Source organism: Thauera sp. 63 (genome assembly GCF_000310165.2).
Classification (GTDB): Bacteria; Pseudomonadota; Gammaproteobacteria; order Burkholderiales; family Rhodocyclaceae; genus Thauera; species Thauera humireducens.
Map to the genome: position 1 here is coordinate 39,282 of NZ_AMXC01000004.1, position 19,170 is coordinate 58,451.

Annotated in this window: 17 protein-coding genes and 1 CRISPR repeat array; of the genes, 5 read left to right on the forward strand and 12 right to left on the reverse strand. The window is 64.8% G+C overall.

Translation table 11 applies throughout. From position 1 onward, the window contains the following. Positions 1-58 precede the first annotated feature (58 nt). The 11 genes from C664_RS05205 to C664_RS20600 form a co-directional block, all read right to left on the reverse strand. Entirely contained in the window at positions 59-1,165 is a 1,107-nt protein-coding gene (locus tag C664_RS05205; protein WP_004254400.1) for a phage integrase N-terminal domain-containing protein, read from the reverse strand. Positions 1,166-1,393: 228 nt separating this feature from the next. After that, complete coding sequence (gene istB, locus C664_RS05210) at positions 1,394-2,182, reverse strand: IS21-like element helper ATPase IstB (RefSeq protein ID WP_004254403.1); 789 nt, start codon at positions 2,180-2,182, stop codon at positions 1,394-1,396. Then, positions 2,182-3,402, reverse strand: coding sequence for an IS21 family transposase (gene istA / locus C664_RS05215; protein WP_038011020.1), 1,221 nt, complete (start codon positions 3,400-3,402; stop codon positions 2,182-2,184). Before istA (C664_RS05215) ends, istB (C664_RS05210) begins: the two co-directional genes overlap by 1 nt. A gap of 136 nt (positions 3,403-3,538) precedes the next feature. Continuing rightward, positions 3,539-6,315: direct repeats of the CRISPR family, unit length 29 nt; unit sequence CGGTTCATCCCCACGGGCGTGGGGAACAC. Between the two features lie 90 nt (positions 6,316-6,405). Continuing rightward, positions 6,406-6,702, reverse strand: a complete 297-nt coding sequence (cas2e, locus tag C664_RS05220) for a type I-E CRISPR-associated endoribonuclease Cas2e (RefSeq protein WP_002924816.1) — start codon at positions 6,700-6,702, stop codon at positions 6,406-6,408. Beyond that, positions 6,683-7,609, reverse strand: a complete 927-nt coding sequence (gene cas1e / locus C664_RS05225) for a type I-E CRISPR-associated endonuclease Cas1e (RefSeq protein ID WP_004254411.1) — start codon at positions 7,607-7,609, stop codon at positions 6,683-6,685. Before cas1e ends, cas2e begins: the two co-directional genes overlap by 20 nt. A 2-nt stretch (positions 7,610-7,611) precedes the next feature. Continuing rightward, the gene (cas6e, locus tag C664_RS05230; RefSeq protein WP_004254415.1) at positions 7,612-8,244 is read right to left on the reverse strand and encodes a type I-E CRISPR-associated protein Cas6/Cse3/CasE; all 633 of its coding nucleotides are present in this window, start codon (positions 8,242-8,244) and stop codon (positions 7,612-7,614) included. Next, complete coding sequence (cas5e, locus tag C664_RS05235) at positions 8,219-8,887, reverse strand: type I-E CRISPR-associated protein Cas5/CasD (RefSeq protein WP_004254419.1); 669 nt, start codon at positions 8,885-8,887, stop codon at positions 8,219-8,221. Before cas5e ends, cas6e begins: the two co-directional genes overlap by 26 nt. A 3-nt stretch (positions 8,888-8,890) precedes the next feature. Beyond that, positions 8,891-10,048: a type I-E CRISPR-associated protein Cas7/Cse4/CasC gene (cas7e, locus tag C664_RS05240; RefSeq protein WP_004254422.1), complete on the reverse strand. Its 1,158-nt coding sequence runs from the start codon at positions 10,046-10,048 to the stop codon at positions 8,891-8,893. Continuing rightward, positions 10,045-10,590 carry a type I-E CRISPR-associated protein Cse2/CasB gene (gene casB, locus C664_RS05245; RefSeq protein ID WP_004254426.1) on the reverse strand — a complete coding sequence of 182 codons (546 nt, stop codon included), beginning with the start codon at positions 10,588-10,590 and terminating at the stop codon, positions 10,045-10,047. Before casB ends, cas7e begins: the two co-directional genes overlap by 4 nt. After that, positions 10,587-12,143, reverse strand: coding sequence for a type I-E CRISPR-associated protein Cse1/CasA (gene casA, locus C664_RS05250; RefSeq protein WP_004254431.1), 1,557 nt, complete (start codon positions 12,141-12,143; stop codon positions 10,587-10,589). Before casA ends, casB begins: the two co-directional genes overlap by 4 nt. Before the next feature lie 13 nt (positions 12,144-12,156). Next, entirely contained in the window at positions 12,157-12,303 is a 147-nt protein-coding gene (locus tag C664_RS20600) for a hypothetical protein (RefSeq protein ID WP_004254435.1), read from the reverse strand. A gap of 111 nt (positions 12,304-12,414) precedes the next feature. Between C664_RS20600 and istA (C664_RS05255) the strand changes: the two genes are divergently transcribed. After that, on the forward strand, positions 12,415-13,911 hold the full coding sequence (istA, locus tag C664_RS05255; protein WP_038011022.1) for an IS21 family transposase: 1,497 nt from the start codon (positions 12,415-12,417) through the stop codon (positions 13,909-13,911). After that, complete coding sequence (istB, locus tag C664_RS05260; RefSeq protein ID WP_004254443.1) at positions 13,908-14,705, forward strand: IS21-like element ISAZo16 family helper ATPase IstB; 798 nt, start codon at positions 13,908-13,910, stop codon at positions 14,703-14,705. Before istA (C664_RS05255) ends, istB (C664_RS05260) begins: the two co-directional genes overlap by 4 nt. On the opposite strand, the gene cas3 is transcribed toward istB (C664_RS05260), so the two are convergent. Continuing rightward, entirely contained in the window at positions 14,688-17,285 is a 2,598-nt protein-coding gene (gene cas3 / locus C664_RS05265) for a CRISPR-associated helicase Cas3' (RefSeq protein ID WP_198291478.1), read from the reverse strand. The two genes, istB (C664_RS05260) and cas3, sit on opposite strands and share 18 nt — an antisense overlap. Positions 17,286-17,551: 266 nt before the next feature. Here cas3 and C664_RS05270 point away from each other — a divergent pair, with 266 nt between their 5' ends. The 3 genes from C664_RS05270 (at position 17,552) to C664_RS20905 (ending at position 19,105) form a co-directional block, all read left to right on the forward strand. Then, positions 17,552-18,163, forward strand: coding sequence for a 3'-5' exonuclease (locus tag C664_RS05270; RefSeq protein ID WP_038011023.1), 612 nt, complete (start codon positions 17,552-17,554; stop codon positions 18,161-18,163). A 37-nt stretch (positions 18,164-18,200) separates the two neighbouring features. After that, on the forward strand, positions 18,201-18,605 hold the full coding sequence (gene arfB / locus C664_RS05275; protein ID WP_004254486.1) for an alternative ribosome rescue aminoacyl-tRNA hydrolase ArfB: 405 nt from the start codon (positions 18,201-18,203) through the stop codon (positions 18,603-18,605). 173 nt (positions 18,606-18,778) lie between these two features. Beyond that, a complete protein-coding gene (locus tag C664_RS20905) occupies positions 18,779-19,105 on the forward strand; it encodes a hypothetical protein (RefSeq protein WP_004254490.1) in 327 nt (108 codons plus the stop codon). Positions 19,106-19,170: the final 65 nt, after the last annotated feature.

A 19,170-nucleotide genomic window follows, 5' to 3' on the forward strand; every position in this document is an offset into this window, starting at 1 on the left:
GTCCGACTCTGCCGACGTAGCTGCCGCCTCGACATCCGGAGCATCGCCCTTGAGGTCCTCAAGTCGCAGGATCTTCCTCAAGTCGCAGGATCTTCCTCAAGCGCGCCTTTTCCAGCTTCTCCGATTCGGTCAGCAGGGTTCGGCTATGCAGCTCAATGAACCTTGTCCACTTCGCCATGTGCCGCTTCTCGGCCGGGCTCGGCTCGCGCTCACGACCAAGTAGCCCACCCAGATAGGACGAACTGATCGAGACCCGTGCATGGCCAGCCATCTCCGCCACCGCCGCACGCGCAAGCTCAACCTTGTCCGGATCGGCCTGCGCAAGCACCTCACGGGGATTGGCGACACGAATCGGGGCCGGAACTCCTGCCAGCTCCTCGAAGAGATTGCACAAGGTCTCGTGCCGCAGCCCGTGCGCCGTAACGCCCAGTCCGGCCTTTGTCACACCGCACTTTGAAAGCACATACACGAATCGCCGGATCGACGATTTCAAGTCGCGACTGGGACTCCCTACGTGTCCATTCACCCCTTTCACGAACGCCTTGGCCTCTTCCAACAATCGGCGTTGCGCCTCAGTTCTGATCATGACAACACGGGGCCGGCCACCTTTTGTGCCGTCGACGACTTCGATGTACGCCCCCTTGTCCGCCCGATACGGCTTGAACATCACCGCTTCTTCACGGCGCAGCGCGAACGCCAAGCAAAGGCGAAGCTGCATACCCACGTACTTGTCAGTTGCGGACACCATCCGCATCACCGCCTCGACATCCACCCCCGCAGCCGTCCACGAGTGGTCATAGGTCGCCGCAGCCGTGCGGGTGACGCTCTTGGGGTCCGCAACGAACTCCGTCGATCGTCCGATCATTCCGGTCTTGCCCAGCCACTCGGCCAGCGTTCGCAGCACTGAAATCCGGTTCTGGATGGTCGAAGCGGACAAGCCATCCGCCTCCCACTTCCGGGCCAAGGCCTCCACGTGCTTCTTCTTGAAGTTATCCAGGGTTCTCAGGTGAAAGCCCATCTGCTGCAACTGACCGAATGCAGCGAAGAGATCAATCTCCCGCTTCTCGATCGTCTTCATGCTCACCGGCTTGTGGCGACCCTTACGCGGACTCGTCGCCCGGCCTTTGGTCTCAAGCAGGTAGATCAGCCCGTCTTTCCAGCCCATCCGCTTCCAGGGTTGCGGCTGTGGTCTTCTGGGGGAGGCCCCCCCGATCGTGTCATCAAGAGGGTCAGCGGTATGTCGTCTCATGGCTTACCTGCAACAAACAGTGGAGTCCTGGATTGCGCAATCCACAACCAACGCACCCTGTCAGTTCTGGATTGCACAATCCACTGTCAAGCGACACGAAGATTTGACCCCCTGACGACATCTGGAATTGACCCCCTGGGTTAATCAACTCTCCGACGTGATCGGGGTGGGGGCAGCGGCCTTCTGCAGAAGGCCGCTGCGGCGCTTGTCGCGCAGCCGGTAACTGTCACCCCGGATCGTGATGACCTGGCTGTGGTGCAGCAGCCGATCGAGGATAGCGGTTGCGGCAACGGCGTCGCCGAACACCTGCCCCCACTCGCCAACCGGCCGGTTGCTGGTGATCAACATGCTGGCCCGCTCGTAGCGCCGCGACACGAGTTGGAAGAACAGGTGCGCGGCCGCCGGTTCGAGCGGCAGGTAGCCCAGTTCATCGATGATCAACAGCTTGGGCTTCGAGAGCTGCAACAGCTTCTCCTCGAGCCGGCCATCGGCGTGCGCCTTCGTCAGCCCGGCCATCAGCGCCGCCGCCGAGGTGAAGAGCACCGTATAGCCGCGATCCACCGCTTCGCGCCCCAGTGCGACCGCCAGGTGCGTCTTACCCACGCCCGGCGGGCCGAGCAGCAACAAGGCCTGACCGTGGCCGATCCAGCGCCCGGTGGACAGATCCCGGATCTGCCCCGGATCGATCGAGGGCTGTGCGTCGAAGTCGAAGCCTTCGAGCGTGCGTATGCACGGGAAGCGGGCGAGCTTCATGCCCATCTGGATGCGCCGCGTGTCGCGCCGGGCGACCTCGCGCTCGGCCAGGAACAGCAGCGCTTCGCGCAGCGTCATCTGCGCCCGGCTGGCTTCGTCGAGCAGGCTATCGAGCTGGTCGCGGATCGCCGTGAGCCGCAACCGGGTGAGCAATTCGTCGAGTCGTTCGGGTTCGAGCATCACCAGCCTCCTCCGACGAGCGCTTCGTACTCGGCCAACGGGCGCAGCAACGCATCGGTGGGCGGCGGCGCCTCGATCTCGGCCGGCGGCGGCGATCCACCCAGCAGATGGCTGCGCTCGATGCTGCGCCCCCGACTGCCCGAGAGCTCCGCATGGCGAGCCACTTCCTCGCCGGCGTACTCGACTACGACGGTGTCGGCGCTGACGATGACTGTCACCGTCTCGCCGATCAAGCGCCACGGCACGCTGTAGGCGTTGGTGTCGAGCTCGATGCAGCCCTCGGCATTGACCCGGCGCACGAGCTCACGCACCTGCAGGAAGGGGGCGACTCCGGCAATCGGGCGCAGGTGCGCTCGCTCCAACTCGAAGCGCTCAGCGGGCGTGACACCTGTCGTGCCGTGGATGCGCAGATCGGCCACCTCGCGCTGCCAGCGCGCCAGGTGCGCCTCCATCGCGGCCCAGCTCTCGAAGGCGTGACCGGCGATGGCGTTCTTCTTCACGTAGCCCACGCCGTTCTCGGTCTTGCCCTTGGTGCGGGCGCGAAACGGCGCGCATGCCCGGGCAGCGATGTCCCAGTGCCGGCAGAACGCCTCGAAGCGGCTGTTGAGCCGAACCTGGCGCGTCTGTGTGTCGTGCTTGTCGACCAGCGCCTTGGCGTTGTCGATGAGCAGCGTCTGCGGCCGTCCGCCGAAATGCGCAAACGCCGCCTCGATCCCGGCGAACCATGCGCTCTGGCGCTCGTGCCGGAACGCGCACGCAAATCCCCGGCGCGAGTAGCCCAGCGTCGCCACGAACAGGAACACCCGCACCGGCTCGCCACCGATCAGCACCCGGGTCTGGCCGAAGTCGATCTGCATCTGCTCGCCCTGCGCGGTCTCGAAGCGGATCGTCGCACGGCGGCTCGCTTCAAGCTCCTGACGGAACCCTCGGCACGCGCGCTCGACCGTGCGCAGGCTCGTGTCGATCCCGAGCTCCTTGCTCAACTGCTGGCGCACCACGTCGCAGTTGCCCCGGTGCTGCAGGAAACGCTCCCGCAGCCACGCCTCATGACCGCCCAGCACGCTGTCGCGCTGCGGCTGCCGGTAGGGCACCGGCCCGCCCGCGTTCAGATACCGCCGCACCGTGTTGCGCGCGATGCCCAACGTCCTGGCGATCCGCTTCGCGCCCCACCCCGACTGCCCCAACCGAACGATCGTCGTGACCGCCTCCGGCTCCAACATCTCCTGCACTCCGCAAACCAGACGGCGTACAGGATTCACCTCGCTGCGCTTCGTTTCCAACAGTGGCCTCCTTGCGAACGAGGGGGTCAGTTCCTCGTGTCGCTAGGGGGTCAATTTACGGTGTCGCCTGACAGCCCGGTTCATCCCCACGGGCGTGGGGAACACACGCGATAGAGCGTACCCGCCGTGACAAAGTGCGGTTCATCCCCACGGGCGTGGGGAACACCTCTGCTGACCCCTGCGGCGCACTCACGCTGCCGGTTCATCCCCACGGGCGTGGGGAACACCGTCATCGTCTCGACCATGCGCAGGGCGGGCACGGTTCATCCCCACGGGCGTGGGGAACACAGAAGGGCTCCCGCTCGATCTGCTCGGGGCGCCGGTTCATCCCCACGGGCGTGGGGAACACATTGTCACCTCCGCGCCGACTGTCTCGCTGCACGGTTCATCCCCACGGGCGTGGGGAACACGCGGTGCAATGGTCGCAGATCATGCGCGAGTTCGGTTCATCCCCACGGGCGTGGGGAACACTCCCTTCCGCACCCTGCCGGACGGCTATGCGACGGTTCATCCCCACGGGCGTGGGGAACACCTATCAGGCGACAGTGCCGGGCACGCCGGTAAAGGTTCATCCCCACGGGCGTGGGGAACACACGTTTGCCGTGCGCGTGAGGATGCCGGCCAGCGGTTCATCCCCACGGGCGTGGGGAACACGGCACTCTCGGGTGCGCCAGGCGCCTCGACAACGGATCATCCCCACGGGCGTGGGGAACACGCCCGCGCCATGAATATGCGTGCCCATGACGAGCGGTTCATCCCCACGGGCGTGGGGAACACTACGGATAGACGAGGTACTCCGTCAGGATCTCCGGTTCATCCCCACGGGCGTGGGGAACACCAGTCTTCCCAGTACTGCGCCATCAGCTACTCCGGTTCATCCCCACGGGCGTGGGGAACACTGGTAGCCGATGTGGCGCAGGTCCGGGTTCCACGGTTCATCCCCACGGGCGTGGGGAACACGCCGATTGTCATGAACGAAGGGTATGCGATGTCGGTTCATCCCCACGGGCGTGGGGAACACAGTAGCGCCGCCCAAATCGGGCCGCCAATAACCGGTTCATCCCCACGGGCGTGGGGAACACCAGCATCAATGCGAAGAAGGATATTTTTTTCTCGGTTCATCCCCACGGGCGTGGGGAACACGGATAATCGCATTTCCGATCTCCGCCGCCACGCGGTTCATCCCCACGGGCGTGGGGAACACGCTCGATGAGCTCGACGATTTCCTCGACGTCACGGTTCATCCCCACGGGCGTGGGGAACACGCCGCGATGCAAAAGGTCGGGATCACGCACGCCGGTTCATCCCCACGGGCGTGGGGAACACGAGACGGCAGCAGGGCGGCGCAAGGCCGTGAGCGGTTCATCCCCACGGGCGTGGGGAACACCGTCACTGCGCTGTAATCGACCTAGTCGACCCCGGTTCATCCCCACGGGCGTGGGGAACACCTGGAAGAAGTCCGACCGGGCGCGTTCAATTCCGGTTCATCCCCACGGGCGTGGGGAACACACAAACCCGCCGTACATTGCACTAGCTGCTTGCGGTTCATCCCCACGGGCGTGGGGAACACCTGCAGCCGTGCTTCGTTCCAGTGCGGCATCACGGTTCATCCCCACGGGCGTGGGGAACACGGCATCGTCTATACGCCCGTTCAGGTCGTCGACGGTTCATCCCCACGGGCGTGGGGAACACACCAGATTGAAAGTTCGCTCTGTCATGATGGCCGGTTCATCCCCACGGGCGTGGGGAACACAGCAGGTTGCGGGCCGATTCCGGCAGGTACGGCGGTTCATCCCCACGGGCGTGGGGAACACCACAGTTGCGCTTTGCTCACGCTAACGCTTGCCGGTTCATCCCCACGGGCGTGGGGAACACACAAGGGCCGCACCCGCCAGGGTGAAGACGCCCGGTTCATCCCCACGGGCGTGGGGAACACACGTGAAGCCCAACGAGCACCCGAAGCGCAGCCGGTTCATCCCCACGGGCGTGGGGAACACGAACAGAGAGCCAAAGGCCGCCGCCCCGGAACTCGGTTCATCCCCACGGGCGTGGGGAACACGCACTGCCGAAAGGGGAAATTCATGAAAGTGACGGTTCATCCCCACGGGCGTGGGGAACACCGCAACGAGATGCAGTGGATCTACGGCGAAGACGGTTCATCCCCACGGGCGTGGGGAACACAGTCCCAGCATCGGAAGCAGCGACTCTGCGTGCGGTTCATCCCCACGGGCGTGGGGAACACACGTCATTCGAGTACGACGGCCCTGGCTCAACCGGTTCATCCCCACGGGCGTGGGGAACACGCGGTGGAAGAGGGCAGAGCAAGCGCCGCAATCCGGTTCATCCCCACGGGCGTGGGGAACACCGTGCCAAGAAGCCAGGCGGCGAACGCGTCGGCGGTTCATCCCCACGGGCGTGGGGAACACAACTGTTCAGCCGCCGCGCGATATGCGGTGCGCGGTTCATCCCCACGGGCGTGGGGAACACTGAATCCAGCAGCAGGAGCGCGTCGATAATGGCGGTTCATCCCCACGGGCGTGGGGAACACCAGCAGCGACTGCGCAAGCGACACCGCGTCGGCGGTTCATCCCCACGGGCGTGGGGAACACTTCCTCGAAACCGGCGGCGGCCCCATGGCCGACGGTTCATCCCCACGGGCGTGGGGAACACCGCGGACTCCCAGCCGAGTACGGACGTCCGTACGGTTCATCCCCACGGGCGTGGGGAACACCAATCCGAGAGTGGGTTCTCCGACGCTGATGGAGGTTCATCCCCACGGGCGTGGGGAACACCCGACAGTCCTCATGTACCCGGCCCAGAAATACGGTTCATCCCCACGGGCGTGGGGAACACACTGCCTCCATCTCCATGAATTTTAATGGAAATATTTGAAGCGTGAATTTCACCGACTCATTTTATTGCCATTGGCATGTTTTCGAGTTTTTAAAGATCGTTCTTCTGTGCGTCTGGATGGAAACTTACAAGCCGCACGCCGTCCCAGTCGGCGGGCAGCCGACGGTTGGGGCCGAGGGTCTGGAACTCGAAACCAGCTTCGTTGTTCGTGTGCCACATCATCACCGCATTACCATCTTCAATTCCAGCTTCCACCTGGTTCCAGATGTGCTCCCGCACCTTGCGCGAATATGTGCCCACATACACTCCGGCGCGCACCTCCAGCAGCCATAGGGCCAGCCGGCCCCGTAGCCGGGGCGGAGCATTCTCAAGCACGATGACCAGCATCACCCAGACTCTCTGGATTGGTGATGGCAGGGGCGACGGACTCTTCCGGCGCCTCGGGGCGGGGAATTTCGCCGGCGGCAAGGATCTCTTCGATGTCCGGGATGATGCGTTCCAGCAGTTTGGTTTTGCGGAAGATATCGCGGCAGGCAAGGCGCACAGCCTGTTCCGGCTTGGGCGGGTTGCTGGCAGCCACCTGGAAGGCGGTGGGCACCACAGTATCGAATTTGTAGATGTCGGCCACGTCGTACACGAAAGAGAGCGGCTTGCCGGTGTGGATGAAGCCTACCGCCGGGGCGTATCCCGCAGCCAGCACCGCAGCTTCAGTCACGCCGTACAGCGCCGCTGTGGCGGACGACAGACAGCGGTTGGGCAGGTCGGACACGTCCCAGTCCTCCGGGTTGTAGGCGCGGCCGGTCCACTTCACGCCAAACTTCTGCGCCAGCAGCTGGTAGGTCCGCTTGACCCGCGCCCCCTCGATGCCACGCAACTGCTCCACGCTGCGCCTGGCTGGCGGCTCCTCACCGAAGCGCAGCGCATACATCTTGCGCACCACCTTCAACCGCAGGGTGTCGTCCAGCGCCAGGCGGGCCTGGTAGAGAAGGCGGTCGGCACGCGCGCCGCCGGGCTGGCCGGATGAGTACAGGCGCACACCGGCCTCTCCCACCCACACAAGCAGCGTTCCCACCCGCGCTGCCAACGCAGCCGCCATGTGGGACACCCTAGTACCTGGCTCCAGCATGATGCAGGCGACCCCGCCCACCGGGATGTGGGTAAGCACCGGCCGCACCCGGAAACCCTGCTGATCCACCACCACGAAGGCTCCATCCACCACGTCGATCTCGCCCTTCTCGACGAAGACGATGGACATGCGCTCCTTGATGGGGATGGGTTTGAGGGGTGGCAGCATGGTCAGCCGTGGGCCGGCGCAAGCGACAGCATTCCCAAGCCTAGCGCCTTGCCGTGACCAATACCGTTTACCAGGGCCTGCCCCAACTGCGCGGGATCCTCGACGCTCAGAAAGCCATCGAACTGCACCGTCTGCAGCGTAATGCGCTGACCGGTCCGCCCATGCCGATGGCTGATGCGCTCGCTGCGGCCAATGCGAACATGCAGCGGTGAAAATCCGTGCTGACGTCCCTGGCGGGCCAGCCAGGCGAGTTGCTCTTCTTCACGCAGCAGACCGTAACGCTTGCGGTCGCGGGTTACGGTCGGATTACAGTAGAGCCGGAACACATGGCAGCGGCTGGCCTGCAGGAGTTGCTCCACAGGCACGGTCTTGTCGGGATGCAGATCCCGGGCGTAGCCAGGCAATTCCTGCAGGCACTGCCAGCGACCGGGCGCGGCGGACTGCAGCAGTACGGTGGCTCCCTCCTCCGGCAAGCGGTCGCCGCTGTGTTCCAACCGCCATAGGAAGCGTGCCGGCGGGTCATCTGGGCCCGTGGCATAGACCCGGCTCAGGGTGCGGTGCATCTCATAGGCATTGGCTAGATCGCGCCGCGCCTGCGGGTGGGCGGGGTCAAGCAGTAGTTTGGAGAGGAACATCCAGCACCTCCGAAATGACAAAACGAGGGCCGAAGCGACGCTCGGCAAAGGATGACAGGGGCTGATCCATCTTCATCAGGCCGGAGCGGTCGGGGGATTCGAGGGACAGAATCCGCGGGGTACGTGGCGAGTCCGGGCGGGGTGACGCGACGGCGGGCCACTGGACAAGTGTGGCGCGCAGATCTGCATCCACCACCGCATCGGGCATCCAGATGGGCTCCGAGGGCACATAGGACTTGCGTCCCAGGGCAAGCGGCCACACAGGATCGGCGAGGGCGCCATGGATGCGTTCGAGCAAGGCGCGGTCCTCGCCACACAGGCCGACCAAGAAGGCAGCATCGGCGAGGTAGTGGCGGGTGGTGACGGCGGTGTCGTGGATCTTCGAACCGTCCGCGGAAATCACCCGCTGGGCAGTTTGGTAATCGCGTTTTGGCACGCCAGGACGGTCGTGGCGCACACCCATGCGCAGCCGGCACAGGGGTTTCAGGTCGCGCCAGTTCTCCCGGTCGATGCCAAGGGCGGCCGCCACCAGCCCAAGCACGCCCGATTTGCTGGGCTCCTTGCCGGTGTCCCGCTCATCGAAGCGGCTGGTGGTGCCCCAGGACTGCATCGGCCCCATCAGGCGCAGCAGTACGGTCGCCATGGCTCAGCCCCGCTGCACTTCGGCCATCGCCGCGTCGAGCAGCGCGGCGAGGGAAGCTACCGGCTTCGCCACGTCGCCGACCTCCGCACCAGTCAGGTCCAACGCGAAGGCTGCGGCTTCGCCACCATAGGCCGCCTGCAGTCCCCTGGCCTTGCCCAGCAGCGCGTTGGCGGAACTGCGCGTCAGGCTGTCCCGGGCGCGGATGGCGGTCTCGAACGCATTGGCCAGATTGCGCGGTGCCGTATTGCGGCGCACCGTGACCAATACGAATTCCGGTGGGTTGTGGGCGGCAAAGGTGTTCTGCTTGCCGGTGGGCTCAGCCACCACGAAGCCTTCGAGAAAGGCACGCAGGCCCTTGGCGGCCAGTTCGGTGTCGTCCTGCAGGTTCTGGCCCAGCTTCTCCCAGTCCACCACGGCGTAGCGGTAGAAGCAGGCGGAATTGAATTCCACCGTTCCCATCATGTCCGCCCCGGCGGTGTCCTCGGGTTTCAAGTCGTCCACAGCGGTGTAGAAGTCGAACTCCCGTTCCACTGCGTGGGTGGACAGGGCATGGGCGACCTGGCAGGCGGCGTTCTGGTTCTTCTCGGGCATGTCGGCCAGCATGCGGCCAAACAGCGCCACATCCAACGCCTTGCCGCCGTTAAACACCTTGTCCAGCGCCTTACGGATTTCTGGGTCGATGCCTTGGGCCGCCTGCTTCTTGGCTTTGCCGGCTTTCTTGCCCTCGGCGGCAGGCGTTTCAGGCGCAACCAGAGCGTCCCACTTTTCATGCACCACATCGGCGATGCCGGCAATTTCCCGCTGCCCAAGGAACAGCAGGTATTCGGTCTTGCCTTCGTCCTTGACCGCGAGTTCCATGGCTCCTAGTGCCAAGGTCGCTTTTTGTTTCGCTGCTTCGGCATCGCGGCCCTTCTCAACCAGAATCCCGATCAGGGCTTCCAGCACACGCTTGCTTCGGCGAGCCAGATCATCGGCACTCAGGAGCCCCTGCGCGACCTGCTCGCCAAAAAAATGCCGCACCGCCCGCTTGGAGCACTGGCTGGAGATACGCGCTCGCCGCGTGCCGCCGAACAGGGCGTCCTTGGGGGCGCCGGTGTCGTCACGGTTAAGGTTGGAAGGCGCGAAGTTCTGCAGCACGTGGATTTCGACGATGGTTCTCATGCGGACTCCTCTTCGGTTTCGGATTCTTCAGACAGATCGGTGTCTTCTTGCAGCATGCGATAGAACTGGCGCGCCCACAGGTTCTGAGTGCGCTTGTCCGGGGCGTGCCAGCGCAACAGGTCAGTGAGCAGTGCATCGAAGTCGATGGCTTGCTCCTTCAGCAGGGCGACCATCTGGCGCAGCCGGTAGGGCAGTTCGTCGGCGTCCGCATCGAGCAGGGCGATGAAGCGGCGCTCGGTGCTGAACGCTCCCTTCCTTAGTTGTTCTGAGGTGTGGTGAAGCATCGCGTAACGGGCAATCGCCTCACCAATTGCTTGGGCAGGATCGGTGCGCCCCATCTTCCAATGTGCCGCCCACAAGGCGGCCACCACGTAATGCACCTGCCGGCGCCAGTGGCTGTTTTCATCCTTGAGGAAGGGCTCGACATAGGGATAGGCCGCGGGAAAAGCGCCGGGATCAAAGGCAAGGCTGCGGCGCAGCACGGCCCGCACGCGGCTATCCCGTTTGTTCAAATCTTCCAACCAGTTCAGGTAGGCACTCATGCGGACTCCTCTTGAGGTTCGAGCTTGGAAATTTCTTCATTGAGCCTGCCGAGGTGGCGCAGGACCGGTGCTTCGGCCTGAACCAGCGCACGGATCGCCCAGGCGTCGCCGGCCGCCACGCTAGAGGCATGGGCACGCCATGCGCTACGCATCGCGGAGCGCACGTGCCGGAGCCACGAGAGGCGGATGTCGTCGGGATCGCGTTCCTCGGTGTACTCGGCGAGGATTTGGTGAAAACGGGGCTCCAAGCTGGACGAGTAGGTGTCGGTGACGGGCATCTGGCGCAGGAAGTTGCTCACATCCTTGCCTGCTGGCTCCCGCTCACCACGGCTGAGCAGATTGCGGGCAAAGGCCTTGCACGCTTGCCAGAGCGCGGTTTGTGCCTCTTCAGCTGCGGCAAGCAAGATACGAATCTCCGCTCGCACCATGCGGTCGCTGGCCAGCGCGGGCGGCAGACTGAAACGCTCCATACGCCAGTATTCGATCTTGGCCTTGTCATTGGACTGCCCTGCCACCATCACCGAGGAAGGAAAGCGTTGCGGCACTGTACGACCCAGATCGATGGCATGCTCGATAACCTGGGGAGCGCAACCAGCCGCATCGGGCAGCAGGGAATCGAAGTCGCGCCAGAACCCCCGTTCGCGAAAGACCACCGGCAACCGACCTTTCTTCTCGTCAACCCGGTAACCCAGCATCGGATCGCTCTGCTGTTCGGCCTGCGGCCCCACACCGGAGGCAAACGCAAGTCGGGAAACCATGCCCTCTGCGTCGGCCTGCAGACAAATGGCACGAATGCGCCAGGTGTAGCGGTCCGCGAAGCCGCTGGGCGTGCGCTCGCAACCGCCTTTCAGCGCATCTAGCGTTTCAGGTTCCCGCTCCCATAACGGGAGGTCGCCGGCCAGCACCAGCCTGTTCTGCGGCACCAGCGCGTAGGACAATGTATCGAAGAGATTGCGCCCCAGCGGAAAAGCCATTACCGCCGTCGCCGAAGGTGCGGTACCGGTGTGGGACAACTCGCTCTTGCCGCAGCTCACCGAGAAGGTCTGGGTCGCCAGCAGCCAGCGGATTGCCTGGGCCGGGGCAATCGCACCAGCACGATTGACATCCACATGGTCGAACAGGACCTTGGCGTTGTCGGCATTGTGCTCGGCGGCCAGTACTGTCCACGCCCGCCAGATTCGCGGTTCGAAGCTGGAAATCTGTCCAAATGGATAACGCGGATCGAACAGCCAGAAGCGCTCGCGCCACCTCTCCAGATACGCCTCGATCTTCCCGCTTGGCCAGCCCAGGTTGAACCAGTTTTTGGCCTGTTGCCCATCCGTCGGCCCCTCCAAGGCCCGATACAGCACTGCCAGCAGGAAGCGGTGCAAGGCTGCGACCACCAGCGGTGAAGCGTCCTGGATCTCGGCGATGCGCTCCGCTTGCAGCAGGGTGTCGCGGATACCCAGTTCGCCGTGGTGGCCGTCCAGCCAGCGCACCGGTATCCAGGGTTCATCAATCAGGTTGAAACGTGGCGTCACCGCCTGTGCGACGTCATCCATGCTGTCGGTCATTGCGCCTCCGCTTTCAGGTTTCGTTGCCATAGGTCAGCCCCAGCGCGCGATCGAGACGAACGGAGCTATCCGCCAGCCAGCGGCCTTCGTCGTCCAGACACAGGGGAAAGTGGTTGCGCAGCAGCGGGCACTGCTGCCAGGACTCGGTGGCCGGCGACAATTAACCTGACCGGTCGACGACAACTATCTTGGCCGGTTGGATCTGCAGCCGGGAAGGTCCGGAAGCGAGGGATAGAGTGCTCTTCTGACGACAGGCGTTGGGAGGCGCTCGGTGCCCGGCAAGAAGATCACGGACCAACAAGTGCGCAAATACAAGGAAGCAAGAAGGCAGGGGACGCAGCAGATCGCGGCGGCCCGGATGGGCATCAGCGTGCGCTCGGCACGGCGTATCGAGCAGGCCGACGGGTTGCCGTCGCAGCGCGGACCGAGGACATGGCGGACGCGCGCCGATCCGCTGGCGGACGTCTGGGAGCAGGAGCTGGTGCCCTTGCTCGAGCGCGAACCTGGGCTGCAGGGCCGCACGCTGCTCGAGGAGTTGCAGCGCCGTCACGGTGAGGTGTTCGGCGATGGGGTGCTGCGCACCCTGCAGCGGCGGATCCGCATGTGGCGCGCCGAGCACGGACACGAGAAGGAGGTGTTCTTCTCGCAAGCCAATCCACCGGGCCGTTTGGCGCTGTCGGACTTCACCGTGTGTGACGAACTCAGGATCACGGTGGGCGGCGAACACTTCGCGCATCGCCTGTACCAGTTCGCGTTGGCCTACTCGGGCTGGCGCCATGCCGAGCTCGTGTGCGGCGGCGAGAGCTTCGCCGCCCTGGCGCAGGGTCTGCAGAATGCCCTGTGGGCCCTGGGTGGGGTGCCCGAAGAGCACCGCACCGACAGCCTGTCGGCCGCGTTCAACAATCTGGCCGAAGCGGAAACGCTCACCCGCCGTTACGAAGATCTGTGTCGGCACTATGGCATGCGTCCGAGCCGGAACAATCTCGGGCAGTCGCACGAGAACGGCGCCATCGAGTCGCGTCAGGGCAGCTTGAAGGGGGCGCTCGAACAGGCGTTGCTGCTGCGCGGACACCGCGAGTTCGCCACCCCTGCCGACTATCGACGTTTCGTCGCAGAGGTCGTCGCACGGCTGAACCGACGCATCCAGACGCGCCTGGCCGAAGAGCGCAGCCAGCTCGCCGCGCTACCGGTGCGCCGGACCAGCGAGTACGAGGAGATCGAAGCACGCGTGACCAAGTTCAGCACCGTCAGCATCCGTCGCGTGCTCTATAGCGTGCCCTCGCGCCTGATCGGCCATCGGCTCCAGTTTCGCCTCTACCCCGAGCGCCTCGAAGGCTGGCTGGGCGGGGTGTGCGTGTTCGAGAGCGTGCGCGGGACGGTGCCGGCGGGCAAGCAGCGCGGCAAGCAGGTCGATTACCGGCACCTGCTACCCGCGCTCAAGCGCAAACCCGGCGCCTTTGCCCGTTGGGCGCTGCGCGATGACATGTTCCCCCGCGCCGAGTACCGGCAGACCTGGGAGCGCCTGATCGAGACCGTGCCCGAGCGTCAGGCCTGCAAGCTCATGGTGGGACTGCTCGATCTGGCCGCACGCGGCGCGTGCGAGGTCCAGCTCGCACAGATCCTCGGGGGCTTACTGCAGGCGGGCACCTTGCCCGATCTCGAGGGGCTGGAGGCGCGTTTCGCGCCCCGCCAGACACCCCTGCCGGCGGTCACCGTCGCCTTGCCCGCGCTGTCGGTCTACGACGGACTGTACGAGGTGGCGGTATGAGCGCCATCGAGACGGCAACGCTGCCCATGATGCTCACCGAGCTGCGACTGCCCACTATCAAGCGGCTGTGGCCAGCGCTGGCCGAGCAGTCGAACCGCGAGGGCTGGCCGGCCGAGCGGTTTCTGGCCGCCCTGTGCGAGCATGAAATGCATGAGCGCGAGACCCGCCGCATCGACCGCCACCGCGCCGAGTCCGCCTTGCCACCGGACAAGCGCCTGTCGGCCTTCGACTTCGCGGCCGTGCCGACGGTCTCCAAGGCGCACGTCACCGCGCTGGCCGAGGGCGACAGCTGGCTCGAACAAGGCGCGAACATCCTGCTCTTCGGGCCGCCGGGTGTCGGCAAGACGCACCTGATCGCCAGCATCGGCCACGCCCTCATCGAACGCGGCTACCGCGTGCTCTTCACCCGCACGAGCGACCTAGTGCAGCGCCTGCAGGCCGCCCGGCGCGATCTGCGCTTGCCGGCCGAACTGGCCAAGCTCGACCGCTTCGACCTGCTGATCTGCGACGACTTCAGCTACGTTCGCCGCGACCAGGGCGAGACCTCGGTGCTCTTCGAGCTCATCGCCGAGCGCTACGAGCGCAAGAGCCTGGCCATCACCGCAAATCAGCCGTTCTCGGAGTGGGGCCACGTCTTTGCCGAACCAGCGATGACGCTGGCCACCGTCGACCGACTCGTGCATCACGCCACGATCTTCGAGATGAACGTGGAGAGCTTCCGCCGCCGCGTTGCTCAGAAGGGGCTCGCCCCTTCTGAGCAACGCAACCCCAACACCTCAAAGCCGAAAGGCTGAACCCCTCATGCCTCGCTTCCACCGGCCAGGATAATTGACGTCGACCGGCCAAAGTAATTGACGCCAGGCAGACTCGGGGATGCCCAGCGCCTTGAGCTGCTTCACCACACCCTTGCGCCCGACGCGCAGGGTGCGCCGGGACCACACCCTGGCCTGCTCGAGGCGGGGTGCGGTCCCGACGTCAAAGCCGTCGGCAGGCCCGAGGGGAATCACGGTCAGGGACTCGTCCCCCAGACGGGTTTGCGCAGCCAGGGTGCGATGCACGTAGGGATCGTCTTCGTCATACAGGACGAAACGCGCCGGCTCGTCCCAGGACGCATCGTCGGGCAGACCGATGATAGCGCCATGTGCCTGCTGGGTCTTGGCGATATCGTCGCCGTCCGACGCCATCAGTGCTTTGTCCAGCCGCGCCTGCAATGCATCCGGGATGGAGACGTCTTCCTCGTAAACGGCCTGCACCAGCGTATCGATGTGGTCGGGCAGGATGATCTGCCGGCGTTCCGGCTGGCGTAGCAGACACCAGGTGCGCAGCAGGACGGATTCCGCATAGACCGCGCCCCACCACAGGGGGCGGCCGAAGTCGTCAGGCGCATCCCCGGCTAGCCCTGCGACCAGCAGTATCGGAGCCGCGACGGGGCGATGGGGCCGGGGGTGCCGCCAAAGCCGACCAGCCCGCTGCAACAGCAGGTCGATGGGGGCCAGGTCAGTTGCCATGAGGTCGAAATCCAGGTCGAGGCTCTGCTCGGCCACTTGGGTGGCGATCAGGATCTTGCGCCCGCGGCGCAGCTCGCCGTTCTCGCCGCCCGCCTTGCCGAAGATGTCGAGCACACGCTGTTCGCGCAACTGCCGCTGGCTGGCCGGGAAGCGGGCGTGGAACAGGTAGATCTCGGTGCCATCGTCCAGTAGCTTGCCGACCTGCTCGCCCTCCCACAGCAGGGAGCGGCCTTCGGGAAACAGGCCATAGAGCGCCTGCGCCCGCTGCACCGTGTTGACCAGCGTGAGGCCCATGCCGCCTTCGATCAGTCGCAGCTGCAGTTCCGTCTGCATGTCCTCCAGCTCCGAACCGATGGGCAGGATGTCGATAGTCACGCGCCGCGTGGGATCGGCCTCGAAATGGGTTTGCCGGACGTTCCCCGTGGCGAACACACTCAGCCGGGGGTAAGCGGCTTCCGTGGCGGGCAGTTTCCCCCCCACCACCTGGGCCAGTTCGCGCCGGATGGCCGGCGGCAGGGTGGCCGAGAGCAGCAGCACTGAAGAACCCAAAGCATGCAGCCAGCGCACCAGATGGATCAGCAGGGTGCCGGTATAAGCGTCGTAGGCATGGATCTCGTCGAACACCACCACCCGGTTGGCGAGTCCCCACAGGCGAACAAAGTGATGACGCACCGGCAGCACCGGCAGCAGGGCCTGATCTACCGTGCCCACGCCATATTCGGAGAGCAGTGCCCGCTTCTTGTGGGTAAACCACTCGCCCGCTTTGACTTGGGCGGCCTCGGGATCGACGTCGTCATGAACAGTAGCCAGACGAAGCTGCTGGAAATGGTCGTTTAGCGGGGTTCCTCCATGCAGCAGTTGCAGATCCAGCACGCGGCCGGCGTCCCGTGCCCGCAGGAAGGCCAGGGTGCGCGCAAACATGGCATTGCCGGTGGCCTGGGTGGGCAGGGCGATGTACAGGCCCCGGTGCTCGAAACGGCGTTGCAGTTCCAGATGGGCAAACCAGGCGGCTTCGGTCTTGCCTTCGCCCATGGGAGCTTCGATCAGCAGGATGGCTGGTTCGTCGAGGTCCGCTAGCACGGTGGCCACGGCCTCCTGCAAGGGGCGTGGCGAGAAGCCGAACACTTCGCGAAAGCTGAGCGGGCTGGTCAGCAGCGGCGTGCGGGGCTGCCAACCCAGCACGTCCAAAGCCCGATCTGCGCTGGCACGACGCGCTTCAAACCACACTGCTGGATCATCGGCGTCGGCCTCAGTGCCAAAGGTGAACCATTCGGTATTGGAGCCGATCCAGTCAGCAAAGCTGGTGAGACCGGCCAGCAGCATGAACTCCGGGCCTGAAAGGCCGGCCTTCTCCGGAAGGGCTGTTGGCTGGAAGACCTCGAACAGCGTATCGAGCAGGGCATGGCGGGCATCAGTCCATTCGTCCCGCCCGATGGCACTGCGATCCCCTTCAAGTGCTTCAAGCGTCTTTGGCGAAGCCCGGCTACCGTGGTGACAGCCCACCGCGTCGGCGGCCAGCCGAGCGAGTTCATCGGGCCAGCCAAGCTCGACAAGCCACGCCGCTAGCGCGATCTGGCTGACGAAGGCGTGGTTGATTCTGAGATTCGGACTGCGGCCCGGATTCAGTCCTGACAGGTTTTGCCATTTGCACTGGAACCCTGGGCAGGCCTTGCCGAGATCGTGGGCAGCAATAAGCAATAACAGCCAAGGACGAGCAAGGTCCCATGACAGACCGAGCATGTCGGCGAGTCGGTTACGAGTGGCTGCAGGTTCGCGCTCAACGAGGGCTGATGCAGTTGCTGCAACATCCAGCATGTGCAGCAGAAGTGGGTGCCAATTGCTTTCAGAGTCCGTCTTGGCCCACATGCGCCGAGGGATCGTCAAAGCCGAGGGGGAGCGTTGTGCTGCTTGCAGGCACGGCACACTTGCGACCATGGCAATGTCACAAAATAATGACTTTAGATTCTTCCATGCCAGTATGTGCTATGCAAGAAGCAAACTCTGCAGGCGCAGGCCACAGGCGCGGGGAGCAATCGGCGGTCGTCGGGTGCGGGCCACCCTGCCTATAATCCTGCCCGGTCGCCAAGGTGCGCATGTCCCCATGCGCCACGTGCGATGGGACGGTGCTGAGTATGGAAGCGGTGGCAGTCATAGATTTCGAGACCACGGGGTTGTCACCCGCACAGGGTGACCGCGCCACGGAGATCGCAGCGGTCATCGTGGAGGACGGTCGTGTGGTCGACCGCTACCAGAGCCTGATGAACGCGGGCGTGCGGATTCCTGCTTACATCGAGGCGCTGACCGGGATCACGAACGCCATGGTCCGCAGCGCGCCCTCGGCGGGCGAGGTCATGCGCGACGTCTCCGATTTCGTCGGCGACATGCCGATCGTCGCCCACAACGCCTCGTTCGATGCCAAGTTCTGGGACGCGGAGCTCGCACGGATCCAGCGCAGCAGGAAGCAGGACTTCGTGTGCTCGCTACTGCTGTCCCGACGCCTCCTGCCGCTCGCACCAAGCCACAAGCTGGGCGTCCTGGTCGAGTACGCCAATCTGCCGGTCGCCGGGCGCTACCACCGTGCCCTGGCCGATGCCGAGATGGCCGCGAGCCTGCTGCTTCGGCTCGAGGATGAGCTGCGACTTCGGCATCAGGTGCCGAGGGTGTCGGTTGATCTGTTGCGCCGGATCCAGCGTGCGTCGAAGGCGCAGCTGCCAAGATGCCTGGCCGCTGCTCGGGGATGCTGACGCGCGCGCGACCGGCCGAGGGCTTATGCGCCGAACGATGACAAATCACTTTTTCCTCTCTCCTGACGAAATCGAGATTAGCGCGATCCGGGCCCAGGGTGCGGGCGGGCAGAACGTCAACAAGGTGTCGAACGCGGTGCATCTGCGCTTCGATATCGCCGCCTCGAGCCTTTCCGAGGACATCCGCGCGCGACTGCTGGCCCTGCACGACCATCGCATCAGCAAGGAGGGCGTGGTGATCATCAAGGCGCAGAAATTTCGCAGCCTGGAGAAGAACCGCGCCGAGGCGCTGCGCCGACTGGAAGAACTGATCGAGCGTGTCGCTGCGCCCCAGAAGGCGCGCCGTGCGACCCGGCCGACCCGTGCGTCGGTCACCCGCAGGCTCGAGGGGAAGGCGCGGCGGGCGTCGATCAAGGCTGCGCGGGGAAAGGTCAGCGACTGATCGGCTTTTCTCGTCGAAGCTCAGTCAGCGTCCCGCATAAATCAGCGTCCAGCAGCCGCGCGCACGCGTCCATCATTGAGCGCGCCAACTCAGAGTCGTAGTTCGGATCGAGTGCTTCCATCATCTCGTGCGTGGTGTAGAGCCGCGCCGCCCGTCACGGCGCGCCGCCACCGATGCCACCACGCGAGCGCGCCATCGGCAGCGCGTCGGTATGCAGTCATCTGGCGGTGGCCGAGGGCATCGAGCTGGTCATCGATCCGCCGCGGGCCGGGCTGAGCTCCGAGGCGGTGCGGCACAAGGCACAGCGTCGGTTCATCCCCTCGGGCGTGGCGAGCACTTTTTCGTCCTTTACCTGCCCGATTTCCTCGGACCACGGCCGCCTCAAAGAGACGGATGCTCGGCTAATTTTTGGAGACCGACTGTGGCACCTTGAGCTGTTCTCGCTCACGCGGATGGTCTTGGATGTCTCAGAATGGTGTGCCAAATACGCGGTGGAATGAACGCGCGGCGTGCGCCAGCGTTATTAACAAATTTCTACAGCCGAAGGCTGATTGAGTGTTTGCAC